The 17,849-nt window shown below is 65.2% G+C and carries 16 protein-coding genes and 1 pseudogene; 6 read left to right on the forward strand and 11 right to left on the reverse strand.

Annotated features, from left to right (window positions below):
• Positions 1–96 precede the first annotated feature (96 nt).
• Positions 97–1,230, reverse strand: coding sequence for a mannose-1-phosphate guanylyltransferase (locus QF031_RS14165; RefSeq protein ID WP_307429284.1), 1,134 nt, complete (start codon positions 1,228–1,230; stop codon positions 97–99).
• A 287-nt stretch (positions 1,231–1,517) separates the two neighbouring features.
• On the opposite strand from QF031_RS14165, the gene sdhC reads away from it, so the two are divergent.
• From sdhC to QF031_RS14190, 5 genes are all read left to right on the forward strand, one after another.
• Positions 1,518–1,898, forward strand: coding sequence for a succinate dehydrogenase, cytochrome b556 subunit (sdhC, locus tag QF031_RS14170; protein WP_081620212.1), 381 nt, complete (start codon positions 1,518–1,520; stop codon positions 1,896–1,898).
• Positions 1,899–1,901: 3 nt separating this feature from the next.
• On the forward strand, positions 1,902–2,363 hold the full coding sequence (locus QF031_RS14175) for a succinate dehydrogenase hydrophobic membrane anchor subunit (RefSeq protein ID WP_142130710.1): 462 nt from the start codon (positions 1,902–1,904) through the stop codon (positions 2,361–2,363).
• 108 nt (positions 2,364–2,471) lie between these two features.
• Positions 2,472–4,271, forward strand: coding sequence for a succinate dehydrogenase flavoprotein subunit (sdhA, locus tag QF031_RS14180; RefSeq protein ID WP_307429287.1), 1,800 nt, complete (start codon positions 2,472–2,474; stop codon positions 4,269–4,271).
• A gap of 1 nt (position 4,272) precedes the next feature.
• The gene (locus QF031_RS14185) at positions 4,273–5,055 is read left to right on the forward strand and encodes a succinate dehydrogenase iron-sulfur subunit (protein ID WP_307429289.1); all 783 of its coding nucleotides are present in this window, start codon (positions 4,273–4,275) and stop codon (positions 5,053–5,055) included.
• A 93-nt stretch (positions 5,056–5,148) separates the two neighbouring features.
• Positions 5,149–5,922, forward strand: a complete 774-nt coding sequence (locus tag QF031_RS14190; protein WP_307429293.1) for an alpha/beta hydrolase family protein — start codon at positions 5,149–5,151, stop codon at positions 5,920–5,922.
• 26 nt (positions 5,923–5,948) lie between these two features.
• On the opposite strand, the gene QF031_RS14195 is transcribed toward QF031_RS14190, so the two are convergent.
• A complete protein-coding gene (locus QF031_RS14195) occupies positions 5,949–7,247 on the reverse strand; it encodes an ABC transporter substrate-binding protein (RefSeq protein WP_307429299.1) in 1,299 nt (432 codons plus the stop codon).
• Between the two features lie 296 nt (positions 7,248–7,543).
• On the opposite strand from QF031_RS14195, the pseudogene QF031_RS14200 reads away from it, so the two are divergent.
• Positions 7,544–9,833 (forward strand): annotated as a pseudogene (locus QF031_RS14200) (hypothetical protein).
• Positions 9,834–9,879: 46 nt separating this feature from the next.
• Here QF031_RS14200 and QF031_RS14205 read toward each other — a convergent pair.
• From QF031_RS14205 to QF031_RS14245, 9 genes are all read right to left on the reverse strand, one after another.
• Positions 9,880–10,851, reverse strand: a complete 972-nt coding sequence (locus QF031_RS14205; RefSeq protein ID WP_307433382.1) for a YihY/virulence factor BrkB family protein — start codon at positions 10,849–10,851, stop codon at positions 9,880–9,882.
• Between the two features lie 58 nt (positions 10,852–10,909).
• Positions 10,910–11,614, reverse strand: coding sequence for a 2'-5' RNA ligase family protein (locus QF031_RS14210; RefSeq protein WP_307429302.1), 705 nt, complete (start codon positions 11,612–11,614; stop codon positions 10,910–10,912).
• Positions 11,615–11,618: 4 nt separating this feature from the next.
• A complete protein-coding gene (gene trpS / locus QF031_RS14215; RefSeq protein ID WP_307429305.1) occupies positions 11,619–12,662 on the reverse strand; it encodes a tryptophan--tRNA ligase in 1,044 nt (347 codons plus the stop codon).
• A 16-nt stretch (positions 12,663–12,678) separates the two neighbouring features.
• Positions 12,679–13,512: an exodeoxyribonuclease III gene (locus tag QF031_RS14220; protein ID WP_307429308.1), complete on the reverse strand. Its 834-nt coding sequence runs from the start codon at positions 13,510–13,512 to the stop codon at positions 12,679–12,681.
• 10 nt (positions 13,513–13,522) lie between these two features.
• The gene (locus QF031_RS14225; RefSeq protein WP_307429311.1) at positions 13,523–14,086 is read right to left on the reverse strand and encodes a hypothetical protein; all 564 of its coding nucleotides are present in this window, start codon (positions 14,084–14,086) and stop codon (positions 13,523–13,525) included.
• 62 nt (positions 14,087–14,148) lie between these two features.
• Positions 14,149–14,961 carry an ABC transporter permease gene (locus tag QF031_RS14230; protein ID WP_307429313.1) on the reverse strand — a complete coding sequence of 271 codons (813 nt, stop codon included), beginning with the start codon at positions 14,959–14,961 and terminating at the stop codon, positions 14,149–14,151.
• The gene (locus QF031_RS14235) at positions 14,958–15,689 is read right to left on the reverse strand and encodes an ABC transporter permease (RefSeq protein WP_370874517.1); all 732 of its coding nucleotides are present in this window, start codon (positions 15,687–15,689) and stop codon (positions 14,958–14,960) included. The genes QF031_RS14230 and QF031_RS14235 overlap by 4 nt, the downstream gene beginning before the upstream one ends.
• 151 nt (positions 15,690–15,840) lie before the next feature.
• The gene (locus QF031_RS14240) at positions 15,841–16,815 is read right to left on the reverse strand and encodes an ABC transporter ATP-binding protein (RefSeq protein WP_307429319.1); all 975 of its coding nucleotides are present in this window, start codon (positions 16,813–16,815) and stop codon (positions 15,841–15,843) included.
• Positions 16,816–16,944: 129 nt separating this feature from the next.
• Positions 16,945–17,847, reverse strand: a complete 903-nt coding sequence (locus tag QF031_RS14245; RefSeq protein ID WP_307429321.1) for a bifunctional methylenetetrahydrofolate dehydrogenase/methenyltetrahydrofolate cyclohydrolase — start codon at positions 17,845–17,847, stop codon at positions 16,945–16,947.
• Positions 17,848–17,849 lie beyond the last annotated feature (2 nt).

A 17,849-nucleotide genomic window follows, 5' to 3' on the forward strand; every position in this document is an offset into this window, starting at 1 on the left:
TCACTCTAGCGAGGGTGGTGGCTTTGGCGCCCATTCGCTGACGCCGCATTACATCCGGGACCTGCCGGCACGTGAACGCGCCGGCAGGTTTCCAGGTCAGAGGACGTCGGTGTCCCCGCTTGCCTTGAGGGCATCCACGGCCGCCTTCACGCGCTGCGAGTTGGCCATGGTGGTCACCAGCAGGGCGTCCGGCGTGTCCACGATAACAACGTCCTGGATGCCGATCAGGGCGATGACGCGCTTGGTGTCGGTGACCACGACGCCGCTTGAGTTCTCCGTGAAGACCCGGGCGCCCTCACCCAGGACGGTGACGTCGTCCACTTCCTTGGCGCTGTTCAGCCGGCCCACGGAGGCGAAGTCGCCAACGTCGTCCCAGCGGAAGGTGCCGGGTACGACGGCGACGTCCCCGGCTTCGGCGGCGGGCTCCGCCACTGCATAGTCGATGGCGATTTTCGGCAAGGTGGGCCAGATCCGCGCCGTGACCTCATCCCGCTGCGGGGTGTCCCACGCCCGGGCAATTTCCTGCAGGCCCTGGAACAGCTCCGGCTGGTTTGCCTCGAGGTGCTTGAGCATCAGCGACACCGGAGCCACGAACATGCCGGCGTTCCAGACGTAATCACCGCTGTCCACATACTGCTGGGCCACCACTTCGTCCGGCTTCTCGACGAACTCCACCACGTCGTGGGCGCTGGGAGCACCTTCAATGTGCAGCGCCTTGCCGGAACGGATGTAGCCGAAGCCGGTGGACGGGTGGGTGGGCTTGATGCCGATGGTCACGATCTTGCCGGCAGCGGCCGTGTGGATCGCTTCCCGGACGGCCTGCTGGAACAGGTGGTCCGGGCTGATCACCTGGTCGGCGGCGAAGGAACCCATGATGGTGTCGGGATCGCGCTCGTGCAGGATTGCCGCCGCAAGGCCGATGGCGGCGCCGGAGTCCTTGGGCTCCGACTCAAGGACAAGGTCGCCGTCCTGCACTTCCGGAAGCTGCCGGCACACGGCTGCACGGTGCGCCTGCCCGGTGACCACCAGCATCCGGCTGCCCGCCAGGGGCTGCAGCCGGTCGTAAGTGGCGCGCAGCAAGGTGCTGCCCGATCCGGTGAGATCGTGAAGGAACTTGGGAGCTGCTGCGCGTGACAGAGGCCAGAGGCGGGTCCCCACTCCGCCTGCCGGAATCACCGCAATAAAGCGGTCAAGGGGTGAAGCCGGGCTTGTCACTTTGTCTGTACTCATCACCGCTACTTTAGCCGAAGGGCCGCGTCCGGCTCCTTTGGCTACGCGATGGTCCCGCATTTTGCGGCACTCCCCGGCCAACTGCTCCCCCAAAAGAGCAGCACCATGTGGTGTTGGTCTCATTTCCCCCGAAAATCCGCACCAGCACTGGTCACCACTAAACGCCTAAATTGAATAAGCTGTTAGCGGAGCCTAGATTTAGGCCTGAGCTACGAGTGCTCTCGCAGCAGGCGTTCCCCCCGCATGGATCTCATGCCAGCGCCGCTGTGTTGCAGGGAGGTTTATCAGTGCCGACAAAACCAGCTGGCACCTTGTACCGCGGCCGTGAAGGCATGTGGTCCTGGGTAGGACACCGCATTACCGGTGTAGTGATCTTTTTCTTCTTGTTGGTCCACGTCCTGGACACCTCCTTGGTGCGTGTGTCACCGGAGGCCTACACCGCCGTGATCGGCGCCTACAAGAACCCCCTGATGGCGCTGGGCGAGACCGGCCTCGTTGCCGCCATCGTCTTCCACGCCTTCAACGGCCTGCGGATCATCGCGGTCGACTTCTGGAAGAAGGGCGCCAAGTACCAGCGGCAGATGCTGTGGGCAGTCCTGGCCCTCTGGGTTGTGACCATGGTCGCCTTCTCCATCCGCCACCTGTCCCTCGCCCTGGGAGGTCACTGAGCCATGACTGCAACCATCGAGAGCCCCCGCAGCGGGCGGATCGCCCCCCAGTACCGCCGCAGCGGCGGCTCCAAGGGCAACTTCGAGATGATCGCCTGGCTGTTCATGCGCCTTTCCGGCGTAGTGCTGGTGGTCCTCATCTTCGGCCACCTGTTCGTGAACCTCATGGTCGGCGAAGGCATCCACGCCATTGACTTTGGTTTCGTGGCCGGCAAGTGGGCGGACCCGTTCTGGCAGTTCTGGGACCTGGCCATGCTGTGGCTGGCCATGCTGCACGGCACCAACGGTGTGCGGACCATCATCAACGACTACGCCGAGAAGACCTCCACACGCCGCTGGCTGAAGACCGTCCTCTACGCCGCAGCCGTGGTCATCATCCTCCTGGGCACCCTGGTGATCTTCACCTTCAACCCGTGCCCCGTGGTGAACGGCGTTGCCCTTCCGGGCGGCTTCTGCCCTGCCTAGCACTGGCACAACCCCGGGCCCGCGGGCTTTCCCGCGGGCCCTGTTTTGCGGAGCAGGCAAAGCCGCCCCGTTGTTTCATAGCGAATTTTGAGAGAAAGAGCATCTGGTATGCAGGTCCATAAGTACGACGTCGTCATCGTCGGTGCCGGTGGCGCTGGCATGCGCGCCGCGATCGAGTCCGGTCAGCGCGCGCGCACAGCAGTACTGACCAAGCTCTACCCCACCCGCTCGCACACGGGTGCGGCACAGGGTGGCATGTGTGCAGCCCTTGCCAACGTCGAGGAAGACAACTGGGAATGGCACACCTTCGACACCGTCAAGGGCGGCGACTACCTGGTTGACCAGGATGCCGCCGAGGTCATGGCCAAGGAAGCCATCGACGCTGTGCTGGACCTGGAAAAGATGGGCCTGCCCTTCAACCGCACGCCCGAAGGCCGGATCGACCAGCGCCGCTTCGGCGGCCACACCCGCGACCACGGCAAGGCACCGGTCCGCCGCGCCTGCTACGCCGCGGACCGCACCGGGCACATGATCCTGCAGACCCTGTACCAAAACTGCGTCAAGCACAACGTCGAGTTCTACAACGAGTACTACGTCCTGGACCTGCTGACGGTTGAAGAGGATGCTGTCCGCGAGGACGGCACGCCCTACAAGCAGAAGCGCGTGGCCGGTGTCGTTTCCTACGACCTCGCCTCCGGTGAACTGCATGTCTTCCAGGCCAAGTCCGTGGTGTTCGCCTCCGGCGGCGCCGGCAAGGTCTTCAAGACCACCTCCAATGCCCACACCCTGACCGGTGACGGCATGGGCATCGCCTTCCGCCGCGGCATTCCCCTGGAGGACATGGAGTTCTTCCAGTTCCACCCGACAGGCCTCGCCGGCTTGGGCATCCTCCTCTCCGAGGCGGCCCGCGGAGAAGGTGCCATCCTCCGCAACTCCGAGGGTGAGCGCTTCATGGAGCGCTACGCCCCCACCATCAAGGACCTGGCGCCGCGTGACATCGTGGCCCGCTCCATGGCCAACGAGGTGCGCGAAGGCCGCGGCTGCGGCCCGAACAAGGACTACGTCCTCCTGGACCTGACGCACCTGGAGCCGGCGCACATCGACGCCAAGCTTCCGGACATCACCGAATTCGCCCGTACCTACCTGGGCGTGGAACCGTACACCGAACCGGTGCCGGTCTTCCCCACCGCGCACTACGCCATGGGCGGCATCCCCACGAACATCCAGACCGAGGTCCTGCAGGACAACGACACCGTGATCCCGGGCCTCTACGCCGCCGGTGAGGTGGCCTGCGTGTCCGTCCACGGCTCCAACCGCCTGGGCACCAACTCCCTGCTGGACATCAACGTGTTCGGCAAGCGCGCGGGCATCGCCGCTGCCGAGTACGCCAAGACCGCGCAGTTCGTGGAGTTGCCGGAGAACCCGCTGGCCTACACCACCGAACTGCTGGACATTGCCCGCAACGGTGTCGGCGAAGAGAAGGTGGCCCAGATCCGCAAGGAACTGCAGGACACCATGGACGCCAACATGCAGGTGTTCCGTACGGCGGACACCCTGAACCAGGTGCTGCGCGACATTGCCTCCTTCGAGGAGCGGTACAAGCGCATCAACGTCCAGGACAAGGGCAAGCGTTTCAACCTGGACCTGCTCGAAGCCGTTGAGCTCGGCTTCCTGCTGGAACTGGCCAAGGTCATGACCGTGGCCGCACTGCACCGCGAGGAATCCCGCGGCGGACACTTCCGCGAGGACTTCCCCGAGCGTGACGATGCGAAATTCATGAAGCACTCCATGGCGTACAAGGATGACCATGCGCCGGCCGACGGATCGGCGGAATCAATCGCCGGTATCCGCCTCGCCACTAAGCCGGTTGTCTTTACCCGCTACGAGCCGATGGTGAGGAAGTACTAAGATGACCGCTGAAATCGCTGAGCCAGCCTCAAAGGTTGAACTTCCTGCCGGCGTTGGCGGAGGCGGGGAAATCCCCACGTTCGACGTCCACATGCGCGTGCGCCGGTACAACCCGGAAGTTTCCGGGGAAGCCACGTGGGATGATTTCCACCTGACCATGTACGGCACGGACCGTGTGCTGGACGCCCTGCACAAGGTCAAGTGGGAAATGGACGGAACCCTGTCCTTCCGCCGTTCCTGTGCCCACGGCGTGTGTGGCTCCGATGCCATGCGCATCAACGGCCGCAACCGTCTAGCCTGCAAGACGCTGCTGAAGGACCTGGACACGTCCAAGCCCATCACGGTGGAGCCCATCAAGGGCCTGCCGGTGGAAAAGGACCTCATCGTGGACATGGAACCGTTCTTCCAGTCGTACCGCGAAGTCATGCCCTTCCTGATCAACAAGGGCCACGAGCCCACCCGGGAACGCCTGCAGTCCGCCGAGGACCGTGAGCGTTTTGACGACACAACCAAGTGCATCCTGTGTGCCGCATGCACGTCCTCCTGCCCTGTGTTCTGGACCGACGGGCAGTACTTCGGCCCGGCAGCGATCGTGAACGCACACCGCTTCATCTTCGATTCCCGCGATGATGCCGGCGACATGCGCTTGGAGATCCTCAACGACAAGGAAGGCGTGTGGCGCTGCCGCACCACCTTCAACTGCACCGAAGCATGCCCCCGCGGCATCCAGGTCACCCAGGCCATTGCGGAAGTAAAGCAGGCCATCCTGGCCCGCAGGGTCTAGGTTCGTTCACCAACAGCTATAACGGCCGACGGCGTCGCTCACCACGTGTGGTGGGGGCGCCGTCGTCGTATCCGCACAGAAAGGGGTCCCGCTGTGTCCCGTTCCGAAAAAGTGTCCTTTGCCGGTTCCACCGGCGAGATGCTGTCCGGCATCATCGACGTCCCTGAGGGTCCGGTCAAGGGCTGGGGCGTCTTCTCGCACGGGTTCACCCTGGGTAAAGACAGCCCCTCCGCCGCCCGCATGTGCAAGGCGCTGGCGGACAGCGGTATCGGCATGCTGCGCTTCGACAACCTGGGCCTTGGCGGTTCCGCCGGCGAATGGTCGGAGGGCTCGTTCAGCCACAAGGTTGCCGACACCGTTAAGGCCGCCGGGTTCATGCGCAGTCAGGGGAAGCAGATTTCCCTGCTGGTGGGACACTCCTTCGGCGGCGCGGCGGTCCTCGCGGCAGCCCGGGAGATCCCGGAGCTCGATGCCGTTGCCACCGTGGGTGCCCCGTTCTCCCCCAAGCATGTGGCCCACGTCTTCGACACTGCACTGGACAGGATCCTCAGCGAGGGCAGTGCCGAGGTGGACCTGGGCGGCAAGCGCGTGGAGATCCGCCGGCACTTCGTGGAGGACCTGGAGAATGCGGACCTGACAGACTGCATCAGGCAACTGCATAAGCCCCTAATGGTGCTGCACTCCCCCACGGACAACACGGTGGGGATCGAGAACGCCAGCACCATCTTCCAGACCGCCAGGCACCCGCGGAACTTCGTGTCACTCGAGGGCAGCGACCACCTGCTGACGGGAAAGGGCCAGGCTGCCCGTGCCGCGCGCATCATCGCGGCATGGGCGGACCAGTACCTCGACGCCGCCTCAGCCTGAACCTCCCCCGCCCGCCGGCCCCGGGCCTATTTGCCGATGGCTGCCTTGCTCTCGCTGAGCCACTGTTCGGCTGCCTTCTCGGGCGTGAGCCGCTTGAACAGGACGTCGGTGTTGATACGGGCCGTGATCTCAGAGACGGCAGTTGAACCGGTGGGGCCAATATAGGTGGGGGCGAAGTCCATCTTGCCGATCTGGTTGATGTACTCGGCTTCCACCTTGCCCTGCGGGGTGAGCAGGTCCTGGATGGCGGAGCGCATCTCGGAATTGCCGGGGATGCCCCGGTCGCTCTTGATGATCTTGGCCGAGGCCGGGTTGTTGACCAGGAAGTTCACGAGCTTTGCGGCGGCGTCGGTGTGCTTGCTGCGTGCGGAAATAGTGTAGAACTGCGAGGATTGCAGCCAGATTCCCGGGGTGGGCTTTTCGCCTGGGAGCTTGAGCAGTTTCAGGTCGGCGCCGGAGGCCTTGCTGAGAGCCGTCAATGAATTGCTCCATGTGAGCATCATTCCAGCCTTGCCCATGCCCATCAGGGTCTGCTCGGTGCTGACATTGAGCTTTTCCACCGTTTCCGACGCGCTCGGAGCAGCACCGGATTCGCTGAGCTTCAGCGAGTAATCAAAGTAATCCTGGACTGTTTGCTTCCCCAGCCCCAGCTGTCCGTCCTGCGTGTAAAGGGATTCGCCGCGCTGCCGGGCGAACGCGTCCAGGGAGTCATGGGTGAGGACGGTCGCCGTTCCGTAGGTCCCCTGCGGGCTTTTGGACGTGATGTCGCGGGAGATCCTGGCGAAGTCGTCCCAGCTCCAGCTGCTGTCATCCGGCATGGGCACGCCCGCCGCCGAGAAGACGGCCGGGTTCGCCACGATTGCGAGCGCGTTGGCGCCCGTGGAGACGCCGTACTGCTTTCCTTTGACCTGCCCGTTTTCCCGCGCACCCTGGTCCAGCTTGGACAAGTCGAGTGTCCCCTCCACCTTCGACAGGTCCAGCAATGCCCCGCGGTTCGCGTACTCTGCAGGGTAGGCACCGCCCATGGTGATGACATCCGGTGCGTCGTTGGCCGCCATCTGGGTGGCGAGCTTGTCGAAGTAGCCGCTGATGTCGCCGTATTCCGGCTTGACCTTGATGTTGGGATTGGCGGCCTCAAACTCCGCGATGGCTTTGTTGGTCAGCTCTGCCCGGCCGGCATTGCCCCACCAGGAGAAGCGGATTTCCACCGGGCCTTCCTCGGCTTTGGTGGACGGGCTGGAACAGCCCGAAGCCGTGGCAAGAATGGCTGCGGCTGACAGGACAGCCAGGGATTTGCGAACTCTTCGGACGGCATGACGCGTCATTGGGCAGGCTTCTTCCTTGGTGAAAGGGACTTCAGAAAGCGGTTTCGTGAAACGTATCAATGGGTGCGGTGCGCCGTCAATAGGGCCAGAACAATGCCCCCTGACCTTGCCGACGAGTCGATAGTTTTCGGCTCTGTCCCCGGCCGGGACGTCCTTGACACCTGTCCGAAACAGACAAAAGATGGAACGGCGTGAAACCGCTTTCTCGCAATGCTTTCCCGCAGGCGGCCGCTGTGCGTCGGCCGGGAGAAGTCGCGGCCGGAGTCACTAAATTACATGCCAGGAGGACGTGCACCGTGCATAGCTACAGCAACCCGGTCCGGCCGCAAGCCACCACAGAGGCAAGCCGGCCGTCAGGACGCATTGACAGGAAAGCCCTTGTCCAGCGCCACAACGTCCGGCAGCAAACGCTCGACCCACGGAGCCCGGTGTCGGTGGGCAACGGGGAGTTCGCGTTCACCATGGACCTCACCGGCCTGCAAACCTTGCCAGGCGATTACCCTGTGGGGCCGCGCGAGGACGCACTCCCCCCGGGGACCCTTTTGGGTACCCAGTCCACCTGGGGCTGGCATTCCACGCCGGCCGGCGAGCATTACAACCCTGGCGGGCTCCACAGTCCTTTACGATTCGCCACGCGGACCCGTGCCGTACGTGGACATGGTGGGAGACATCGTCAACGACCGTGAAACAGGGACCTCGGCAGCGGAAACATGGCTGCGCGCCAACCCGCATCGACTCGACCTGGCGCGCATCGGCTTCCAGCTGCTGCAGGAGGGCACCAGCCGCCCCATCAGCAGCAGGGAGATTACTGGTGCCAGCCAGACCCTGGATCTGTGGACGGGCATTGTCACCAGCAGTTTTACCATTTCCGGCCATCCGGCCACGGTCACCACAGCCTGCCATCCGGACCGGGACGAACTCGGCATCCGGGTGGAGTCGCCTGCGCTCGGCGACGGCCTGGTGATCGGCATCGGCTTCCCGTACGGCTCCGAGGCATGGCACAACGCCGCTGAATGGGACCTCCCGCACGCGCACACCACCCGGCTCGGGGAGCCCAAGCCGGCAGAGTTCCACTCCGGGGCGACCAGTTGGACCGTGGACCGTGAACTGGACAACGCACGGTACCAGGTGGTGGTGACCGGGCAGGGCGTGATGGTGGAGCAGCCGGGAGCCCACCACGTGCTGATACGGCCCGATGCCAGTTCCGGCCCGGAGGTCCTGGACTTGTCCATTGCGTTCATTTCCGCCGGGGACGGCGATTGTATCCCCCGGGGTGGTGCGGGGCTTTCAGGGGTGGCAGGAAAGGCGGGCGCCGGGACCCAGGCGACTCCCGGCGTCGTGCCTTCACCTGAAGAAGCTCCACGTCCCGGCGGGAAGCTGCCCGGGAGCAGTGTTGCGGCCGCGTCCAGGGCGCGCTGGCCCGCGTTCTGGGCATTCGGAGGTGCCATCGAACTTACCGCGACCGCCGATCCGCGGGCCAGGGAGTTGGAACGCCGCATTGTCCTCTCCCAGTACCTGACGGCGGTCAACTGTTCGGGATCGCTGCCGCCGCAGGAAACGGGGCTGGTGTGCAACTCGTGGCGGGGACGCTTCCACCTGGAGATGCACTGGTGGCATGCCGCCCATTTTGCGCACTGGAACCGCACGGAGTTGCTTCTCCCCTCGTTGCGCTGGTACTCGACGGTGCTGGAGTCGTCGCGCCGGACGGCCCGGGCGCAGGGTTTCGACGGCGCCCGCTGGCCAAAGCAGGTAGGTCCGGATGGAAGGGAGAGCCCCAGCCCGATCGGGACGTTCCTGATTTGGCAGCAGCCGCATCCCATCCACCTGGCGGAACTGGCATACCGGGCCAAACCAGGGCCGGAGGTTTTGGAGGAGTTCGCGGATGTCGTCTTCGAATCCGCGGCATTCATGGCCAGCTTCGCCCACCCCACACCCCGCGGCTTCGAACTCGGCCCTCCCCTTATACCCGCGCAGGAAAGCTACGGGTCGATGCGCGCCAAGGTCACCAATCCCACGTTCGAACTTGCCTACTGGCAATGGGCCCTTCGGACTGCCTCCGCCTGGCGCGAACGGCTCGGCCTTGAACCGGTCCGGTCCTGGCAGGAGGTGGCCGACCGGCTGGTACCCCCGCCAACAGTCAATGGCGTCTACGCAGCCATGGACGTGGAACCGTACACCATCAGGACGGACCATCCCTCCATGCTCTGTGCACTCGGCGTCCTGCCGCTGACGGACCTGATTGACGAGGCCGTCATGCGGGCCACCCTGGACAATGTCCTGGCCGACTGGGACTGGGGCACCACTTGGGGCTGGGACTACCCGGTGATGGCCATGACGGCCGCGCGGGTGGGCGACCCCGAAGCCGCGGTGAATGTGCTGCTGCAGGAGGCCGGCAAGAACACTGTCCTGCCGAACGGGCACAACCGCCAAACGGACTCCTTGCCGTTGTACCTCCCTGGCAATGGCGGCCTGCTGGCAGCGACTGCTTTGATGGCTGCCGGCTGGGACGGCGGCCCGGACCGGCATGCCCCGGGTTTTCCACCAAGCTGGACGGTAGCGTGGGAAGGACTGCTGCCCGCGCCTTAACGGCGCCCTCTGGATAAACGCGTTCCGCCCGGCCGGCGGCAGCACGTCAGGTCTGCGGAGTGGCGCGCCGTGAACCGAGGATGGTCTTGCGGGGAGCACCGCCGGATTCCAGGTCCGCCTCACGGACGGCGGCCCACCCTGCCGAAACCAGGTAGACCTGGCTGACCAGGTTGAACCAGATCAGAAGCCCGATGATGACGGCGAACGAGGCCAGCAGGGGGTTGCGGGTGGCCCCGCCCAGCAGCTCCGTGCTGAAGATCTGCAGGACTGTGGTGCCCACCGCAGCCAGGATGGTGCCCTCCAGCAAGGCCCGGCGCGACAGCTTCAGCCCTGCGGCCAGCAGGTACATGATCAGCGCCGTGACCCAGTTCAGCACCAGCGGCACAACGATCTTGATGGACGTGGTGAGTGGCCCGGCCAGGGCGTCAGTGAGGTGCAGGAAATCGGCAACCCAGCCGGCCGCGGTGCCGAACACCAGTGACGCGCCCGCGCTGAGCACCAGGGCCACGCCCAGCAGCAGGAGGGTTCCGGCGTCCCGCAGCTTCATCAGGATGGGGTTGACCATCAGCGGCGGCAGCTGCAGTACACCGCGAAGTCCGTCGCGCAGGCCGTTAATCCAGCCCAGCGAGGTGACCACAGTGACCGCGGCACTGATGACGGCGGTCCAGCCCAGTCCGCTGGGGTCCAGCAGGTCCTTGGGGTCGACGAGGCCCTGGCCGCCGTTAATTTTCAGCAGGCCCGGGGCGCTGGTGGCCACACTGCGGACGATGGTGTCGAGCAGGGCGGGCTGGCCGCTCAGTACCAGCCCGGCGATGGAAAATCCGGTGGCCAGCAGGCCCGTGATGGAGAAGAACATGTTGAAGCCGATGCCGGCGCTCATCAGCGGCCCGTAATGCAGGGTGTAGTGGCGGAAGGCCCGCATGGGCCGCAGGACGTTCAGCCGCGCGGTAAGCCACTGCGCCAGGGCCATCAGGGCCGCCGGTTTCGCTCCGGACCTGCGGGCGCGGTTCCACTCCATCCGCTTTTCGATGGCCGCCAGCTTCAGCTGGGCGTGCTCGGTGGGCAGCGGCTGCTGGTTACCCTGCTTCGGTTGGGGCGTCCGCGTCAGCGTCCGTGAACCGGGTGCGGCCGTGGTTGTCAGTTTCGGTCCCAAAGTCCAGCTCTTCCCGTAGCTGCCAGATGCCGTCGGCATCATGCTCATAGAGTCCCATGCTAACCACGGGGAAGGTGGCCCTGTAGTTCTTCAGAACCGTTTCGGCCTCATCCAGGCTTTCCGGAGCGACGTCGTGGGCGATGGTGACATGCGGATGGTAGGCAAATGGCAGATCCCGGTGGAGCGGGCCCTGCTGAAGCTTGCGGTGCAGGTCCACGCACTGATCGAAGCCGGCCTCAACGTTGATGAAGACCACGGGTGAAACGGGCCGGAAGGTCCCGGTTCCGGCGATGGTGACCATGAAAGGGCTCTGGCACCGGGCCACCTCGCGGACATGCCGTCGCGTGGCTTCCCAGTCCTGGGTGGGGGTGGTGGTGACAAGGGTGATGTGCGCCGGCACCACATCGGCCATGGGGTCACCAAAGGAAGCCCGCCAGCGCTGCAGTTCCCCGGCTATCTCAGCCGGGAAACCCAGGATTACGCCGACGCTGATTTCTTCGCTCCCGGCATCACTATGTCGTGCCGCGGCATCCTTGCCGGATTGGTCTCCGAACCGGTCGGCCAGGGTCCGCTCCACCTGGCCGGTGGAGCAGGCACCTCCCCTGGCGGTGACGTTTCTCGAAGACATGGCGCTAGCGGACTCCTGCGAGGCTCAGCGACGGCAGGAAGCCCATGCGCTGGTACACCTGGCCAAGCGTGGCAGAGGCGATCTCCCTGGCCCGCTCCGCACCAAGGGCCAGCAGCCGGTCGAGTTCGGCGGGATCGGCCATCAGCTCGTTGGTCCGGTTCCGGAGCGGGGTGATGAAGTCCACCACCACTTCGGCGAGGTCCACTTTGAGGTGGCCGTACATCTTGCCCTGGTACTCGGCTTCGAGCTCCGCCACTGTCTTGCCGGTAAGGGATGAGTAGATGGTCAGCAGGTTGGACACCCCGGGCTTCTCCTCGGGATCGAAGCGGATGTCCGTGCCGGCGTCGGTCACGGCAGACTTGATGCGCTTGGCCGCGATCTTGGGATCCTCCAGGAGCTGGATGGCACCGTTGGGGGACTCCCCCGTCTTGGACATCTTGGCGCTGGGATTCTGAAGGTCGTAGATCTTGGCGCTTTCCTTGACGATCGTGGCCTCGGGAACCGTGAACGTGTGGCCAAACCGGGTGTTGAACCGCTGGGCCAGGTTCCGGGTCAGTTCCAGGTGCTGGCGCTGGTCCTCGCCCACGGGCACCAGGTCGCTCTGGTACAGCAGGATATCCGCGGCCATCAGCGTGGGGTACGCGAACAGGCCCAAGGTGGCGGCGTCTGCCCCGGACTTCTGGGTCTTGTCCTTGAACTGCGTCATCCGCGAGGCCTCGCCGAAGCCGGTGATGCAGTTCAGCGCCCAGGCGAGCTGTGCGTGCTCGGGAACGTGGGACTGGACAAAAAAGATGCTCTTGTCGGGGTCGATCCCGGCAGCGATGTACTGGGCCGCCACGATGCGCGTGCGCTTTGCCAGTTCCGCGGGGTCGAAGTCCACCGTGATGGCGTGCAGGTCCGGGATGAAGAAGACGGCGTCGTATTCAGCCTGCATGTCCACCCAATTGCGCACGGCACCGATGTAATTGCCCAGGTGCAGGGAATCGGCGGTGGGCTTGGCGCCGGAAAGAATGCGCTTCTTGGCGGTGGGGGCAATCTGGGTGGTCATGGAAAACTTTCGGGGCTTAGAGCTGGTAGTCCACTACCAGCGGGGAGTGGTCGGAGAAACGGGTGTCCCAGGTGGCTGCGCGGTCCACAACGGCCGAAATGGCGGACGCCGCCAGTTCAGGGGTGGCCATGTGGTAGTCGATGCGCCAGCCGGTGTCGTTGTCGAACGCTTTGCCACGCCAGGACCACCACGTGTACGGTCCGTCGACGTCGCCGGCGAGCTTCCGGTGGACGTCATGCCAGCCGATTTCCTCGCCGAAGAAGCGGTCGAAGTAGGCGCGTTCCTCCGGCAGGTGCCCGGCTTTCTTGAGGTTGCCCTTGGAGTTCCGGATGTCCCGGGGCGTGTGGGCAACGTTCAGGTCCCCTACTACCAGGGCGTGGTCGCTGTGCTTGGTCAGCTCGGGAAGCCGGGTGTGCATGGCGTCCAGGAAGCGGTACTTGTCGTCCTGCTTGGGGGTCCCTACTTCACCCGAATGCACGTAGGCGCTGGCGACGGTGAGCTGGACGGGGTTGCCCGCAGCGTCAGGGACACGGAAATCGGCTTCCACCCAGCGCCCGGCGGTGGCGAAGTAGTCGTCCCCGATGCCGTTCCTGGTTTCCAGTGGTTCCTGGCGGGAAGCGATGGCGACGCCGGCACGGCCTTTTGCTTCGGCCTCGGCGTGCAGGATATGCCAGCCATCTCCCAGCAGCTCCCGGACGATGGCGTCAGGGGCGCGCACTTCCTGCAGGCAAAGGATGTCCACTCCGCGAGGTTCCAGCCACGCCGCCATACCGTTTTTGTAGGCAGCCCGGAGGCCATTGACGTTGACGGATGCGATGCGGAGGTGGTCCTTGTTCAATGCCGAGCTCACCCGCTCCACTCTAGTCGATGATGGTTCCGGTCACCGGCTCCCCGCTGCCGCCGGAGGACTTGATCATGTCCCGGGCGTTGGTGGCTGTGATCTCGATGGTCTCGAGGGCGCGGTTGATGGTGTCCTGGTTGGCGGCGGCGCCCTTGGCGCGCTCCTCCTCCACCACGCGGATCTGTACCTGGACGATCTTGAAGGAGTGGTCCAGCTTCAGGTCGCGGACCTCGTCGGCGTCGGAGCGTTCGTAGACGACGCGCGTCCCGCCCTGGTCAGTGGAGGCATGAGCCGGCACGCGGCCGGTTGCCGTATTGAAGGCGCTCTGGGCCTCGGACAGCTTCGCCCCGGCCTTCTTTGCCGCCCGCTGGATGCTGAAGACGACGAAGGCAGCCAGCGCCAGCCAGAAGGCGGCGATGATGGCCACGACCCAGCCCACGACGTCGTTCTGGTTTGCAGCGAAGATGACCGCGACGACGAAGGCCGTCACCAGGACCATCAGGCCCGGCCCGCTGATCCGGAACATCGAAAAACCGCCCCTGGCGGGTTTGGAGGATGACGAGGAGCTGCCCAAAGTTCGCATGCAGCCATTGTCTCAAACGGCGGACTGTGCTCCTGCCGCCTTCCACCCCCGGCGAACACCCGCTACTTCAGGAACAGGCTCCGCAGCCGCAAAGTGGTCAGCAGCATGCCGACGGCGGTCATCAGCAGGTAGTAGCCGACGTGCAGCGGCGTGGCCACGGTGAAGCTCCCGACGCTGATCTGCCGCAGCAGCTCCACCCCGTGCCACAGCGGCATGGCCTGGATAAACCACTGAATGGGCTCCGGGTACACGCTCAGGGGGTAGAAGGTGGCGCTGAACAGGAACATCGGCAGCAGGATGAAGTTGATCCAGTCCATTTGCTGGAAGGTCTTGAGGAAGCTGGTGATGCCCATGCCCAGGCTGGCGAACCCGAAGGCAATGAGCACAGACGCCGGGATCATCAGCAGTGCCCAGGGCGTGGTGATCAGGCCCATGACGCCCATGACCGCCGTGAACCCGGTGGCGTACAACATCCCGCGCAGCAGGGCCAGGAAGATCTCCCCCAGCGCAACGTCCAGCGGGCCCAGCGAGGTGTAGAGCATGCCCTGGTAAAGCTTGGCGAAGTTCATCTTGAAGAAGACGTTCCATGTGGAGTCGTACACCGCACCGTTCATGGCCGAGACGGCGAGCAGGGCCGGCGCAATGTAGGCCGCGTAGCTGATGGTCTGCCCGTCCGGTCCCGCCACGTCGCCCACGATCGCCCCGAGGCCTACTCCCATCGAGATGAGGAACAGGACGGGCTCGAAGAACCCGGACACCATCACCAGCCAGTTGCTGCTGCGGGTGGCCATGAGTCCGCGGGAAATGACCGCCTTGGCGTTGCGGGAGTACAGCGGCCCAAAAGTCCGGCCGCGGGCCTGTTCCGGGGCCCTCACTTGCCCAGCCTCAGGGCAAAGCGGCGCCGTGTCAGGATCCAGCCCAGGACAGCCAGACCAACCAGGACGGCGACGTGGAGAACCGTGAGGAGCAGCGGCTCCCGGTATCCAAAGCTGAACACCCGGCCCAGCTCCGTCCCGTGCCAGATGGGCGAAATCCAGCCCACCCAGCGGACGGCCAAGGGCAGGTTGTCCAGGGGGAAGAACGTGCCGGAGAACAGGAACAACGGCATGACGATGAACCGCATCACCAGCGCGAACTGTCCTTTGTCCTCGGTGATGGAGGCGGAGTACGCCATCAGTGGCAGCCCAAAGGCCAGCCCCGTCAGGGTGGCCACCAGGATGCCCGCCCAGCCCCAGCCCGACGGGGAGGCGCCGAACAGTGCCACTGCGGCGAAGTAGATGGCTGACTGCAGCAGCAGGCGCAGCGTCACGGCGATGATCTGCCCTGCGGCGATCTGCTGCGGCGACAGCGGGGATGCGTGCGGGCCGTAGTAGATCCGCCGCCACTTGAAGCCGTCCATGACGGGAAACGTGAACTCGTTCGCCGCCGTCATCACGGCGGCGGACACCAGCAGCGCCGGGGCAATGAAGGCCAGGTAGGAAACTCCGCCGAAAGCTTCGCTGCCCGTGTCCACGAGGGTGGCAAGCCCCACGCCCATGGCAAAGAGGTACGCCACCGGCTGGCCCACGCTGTACATCAGGATGGACCAGCTGTAGCCCTTCATCACCCGGAGTACCTGCTCCGCGTAGTAGAAAGCACCCCACCGGCGCGCCCTTGCAGCCGAAACTTCCGGCGCATGCGCACGCAGGCCGGAGCTCGAACGGGTCCCCGCGGATCCTTCGGTTAAACCGCGTGGTTCCGTCAATCCCCCCGGTTCAGTCAACGAGGCTCCGCCCGGTGAGCCGGAGGAACACGTCCTCCAGCGACGACCTGCGGACCAGTGATGTCAGCGGCCTCAGGCCGCGGGCCGATACCTGCTCAAGGGCTGACTCGCCGTCGTGCGCGTACATCAGCACCCGGTCCGGCAGCACCTCAAGGCGTTCCCCGATGCCCTCCAGCTGGGCTCCGATGGTGGCGTTCCGTTCCGACCCAAAACGCAGCTCCACCACCTCACGCGTGGAATGTTCGCGGATCAGCTGCGCGGGCGAGCCCTCGGCCATGATCCGGCCCTTGTCCACCACGATCAGCCGGTCGCAGAGCTGCTCGGCCTCGTCCATGTAGTGGGTGGTGAGGATCAGCGTGACGCCCTGCTCCTTGAGTCGGAACAGCCGGTCCCAGAGAATGTGCCGCGCCTGCGGGTCAAGGCCCGTGGTGGGTTCGTCCAGCAGCAGGATCCGTGGTTCGTTGATCAGGGACCGGGCAATGGTGAGGCGGCGCTTCATGCCGCCGGAGAGCGCGTCCACTTTGGATTTGGCCTTGTCCGTCAACTGCGCGAACTCCAGCAGCTCGTCCGCCTTGGGCTTGAGGTAACTCATGGGCAGGCCGAAGTAGCGGCCGTAGACCAGGAGGTTGTCGCGGACGCGCAGTTCCTCGTCCAGGTTGTCCTGCTGCGGCACCACGCCCAGGTGCGCACGCACCTCAGGCCCGTGCGTGTCCGGGTCCAGGCCCATGATGCTCAGCCGGCCGGACGATCGCCGCGTGACACCGCCGATCATTTTCATGGTGGTGGATTTGCCCGCACCGTTGGGCCCCAGCAGCCCGAAGGACTCCCCCGCGGGCACGGCGAAGGAGATGCCGTCCACGGCGGCGACGTCGCCGTAGGTCTTGGTGAGGTTTTCGGCGGAGATGACGGTGCCGGACGGCGGGCCCTGGGTCAGGGTGCCGGAGGGCGTCAGGGCATGGTTGTGCACCTGTGCAGACTAGTGGAGGCGGAGCACATGTGGAAGGGCGCTTGCACTTCCGTCATTAAACGGCCGACGGCGGCACCGCGCCTTTCGTGCGAAAGGCGCCATGCCGCCGTCGTACTTCTGTTGGGAGCGTTACTGCGCGATGCCCGCCGCGCGTTCCGCAGCCTCCACCACATTGGTCATCAGCAGCGCCACCGTCATGGGGCCCACCCCGCCCGGGTTCGGCGAAATCCAGCCCGCCACCTCGGCGGCGGCGGGATCGATGTCGCCATAGACGCGGCTCTTGCCGGTCTCCGGATCGGTCTCGCGGGTGACGCCGACGTCCAGCAAAGCGGCACCGGGCTTCACGTCCGTGGCCTTGACGATGTGCTTCACGCCCGCTGCACCCACAATGACGTCCGCCTGCCGCAGCAGGTCCGACAGGTTGGTGGTGCCGGTGTGGGTCAGGGTCACGGTGGCGTTGACGTCCCGTCGCGTGAGCAGCAGGCCGATCGAGCGGCCGATCGTGACGCCGCGGCCCACCACCACAACGTGCTTGCCGGCCAGGCTGTACCCGTTGCGCTCCAGCAGCTCGATGACACCCCGCGGGGTGCACGGCAGCGGCGTGGTGATCTTGTTGTTGACGTTCAGCACCAGCCGGCCAAGGTTGGTGGGGTGCAGCCCGTCCGCGTCCTTGGCCGGGTCGATCCGCTCCAGGATGGCGTCCGTGTCCAAGTGCTTGGGCAGCGGCAGCTGGACAATGTAGCCGTGGCAGGCGGGGTCCGCATTGAGTTCGTCAATGAGGCCCTCCACCTGTTCCTGGGTGGCGTCGGCCGGAAGCTCGCGCTGGATGGAGTTCATCCCGATCTGCACGGACTGCTTGTGCTTCATGGAGACGTACAGCTGCGAGGCGGGGTCGGCGCCCACCAGCACAGTGGCGATGCCGGGAGTGACGCCCTTGGCCTTGAGTGCGGCCACGCGTTCGGTCAGCTCGGCCTTGATGGCGGCAGCGGTGGCCTTGCCGTCAAGGATCTGTGCGGTTGTGGTTTCAGTCATCG

This window comes from Pseudarthrobacter defluvii, assembly GCF_030816725.1.
In the GTDB taxonomy this organism is placed as follows: domain Bacteria; phylum Actinomycetota; class Actinomycetes; order Actinomycetales; family Micrococcaceae; genus Arthrobacter; species Arthrobacter defluvii_A.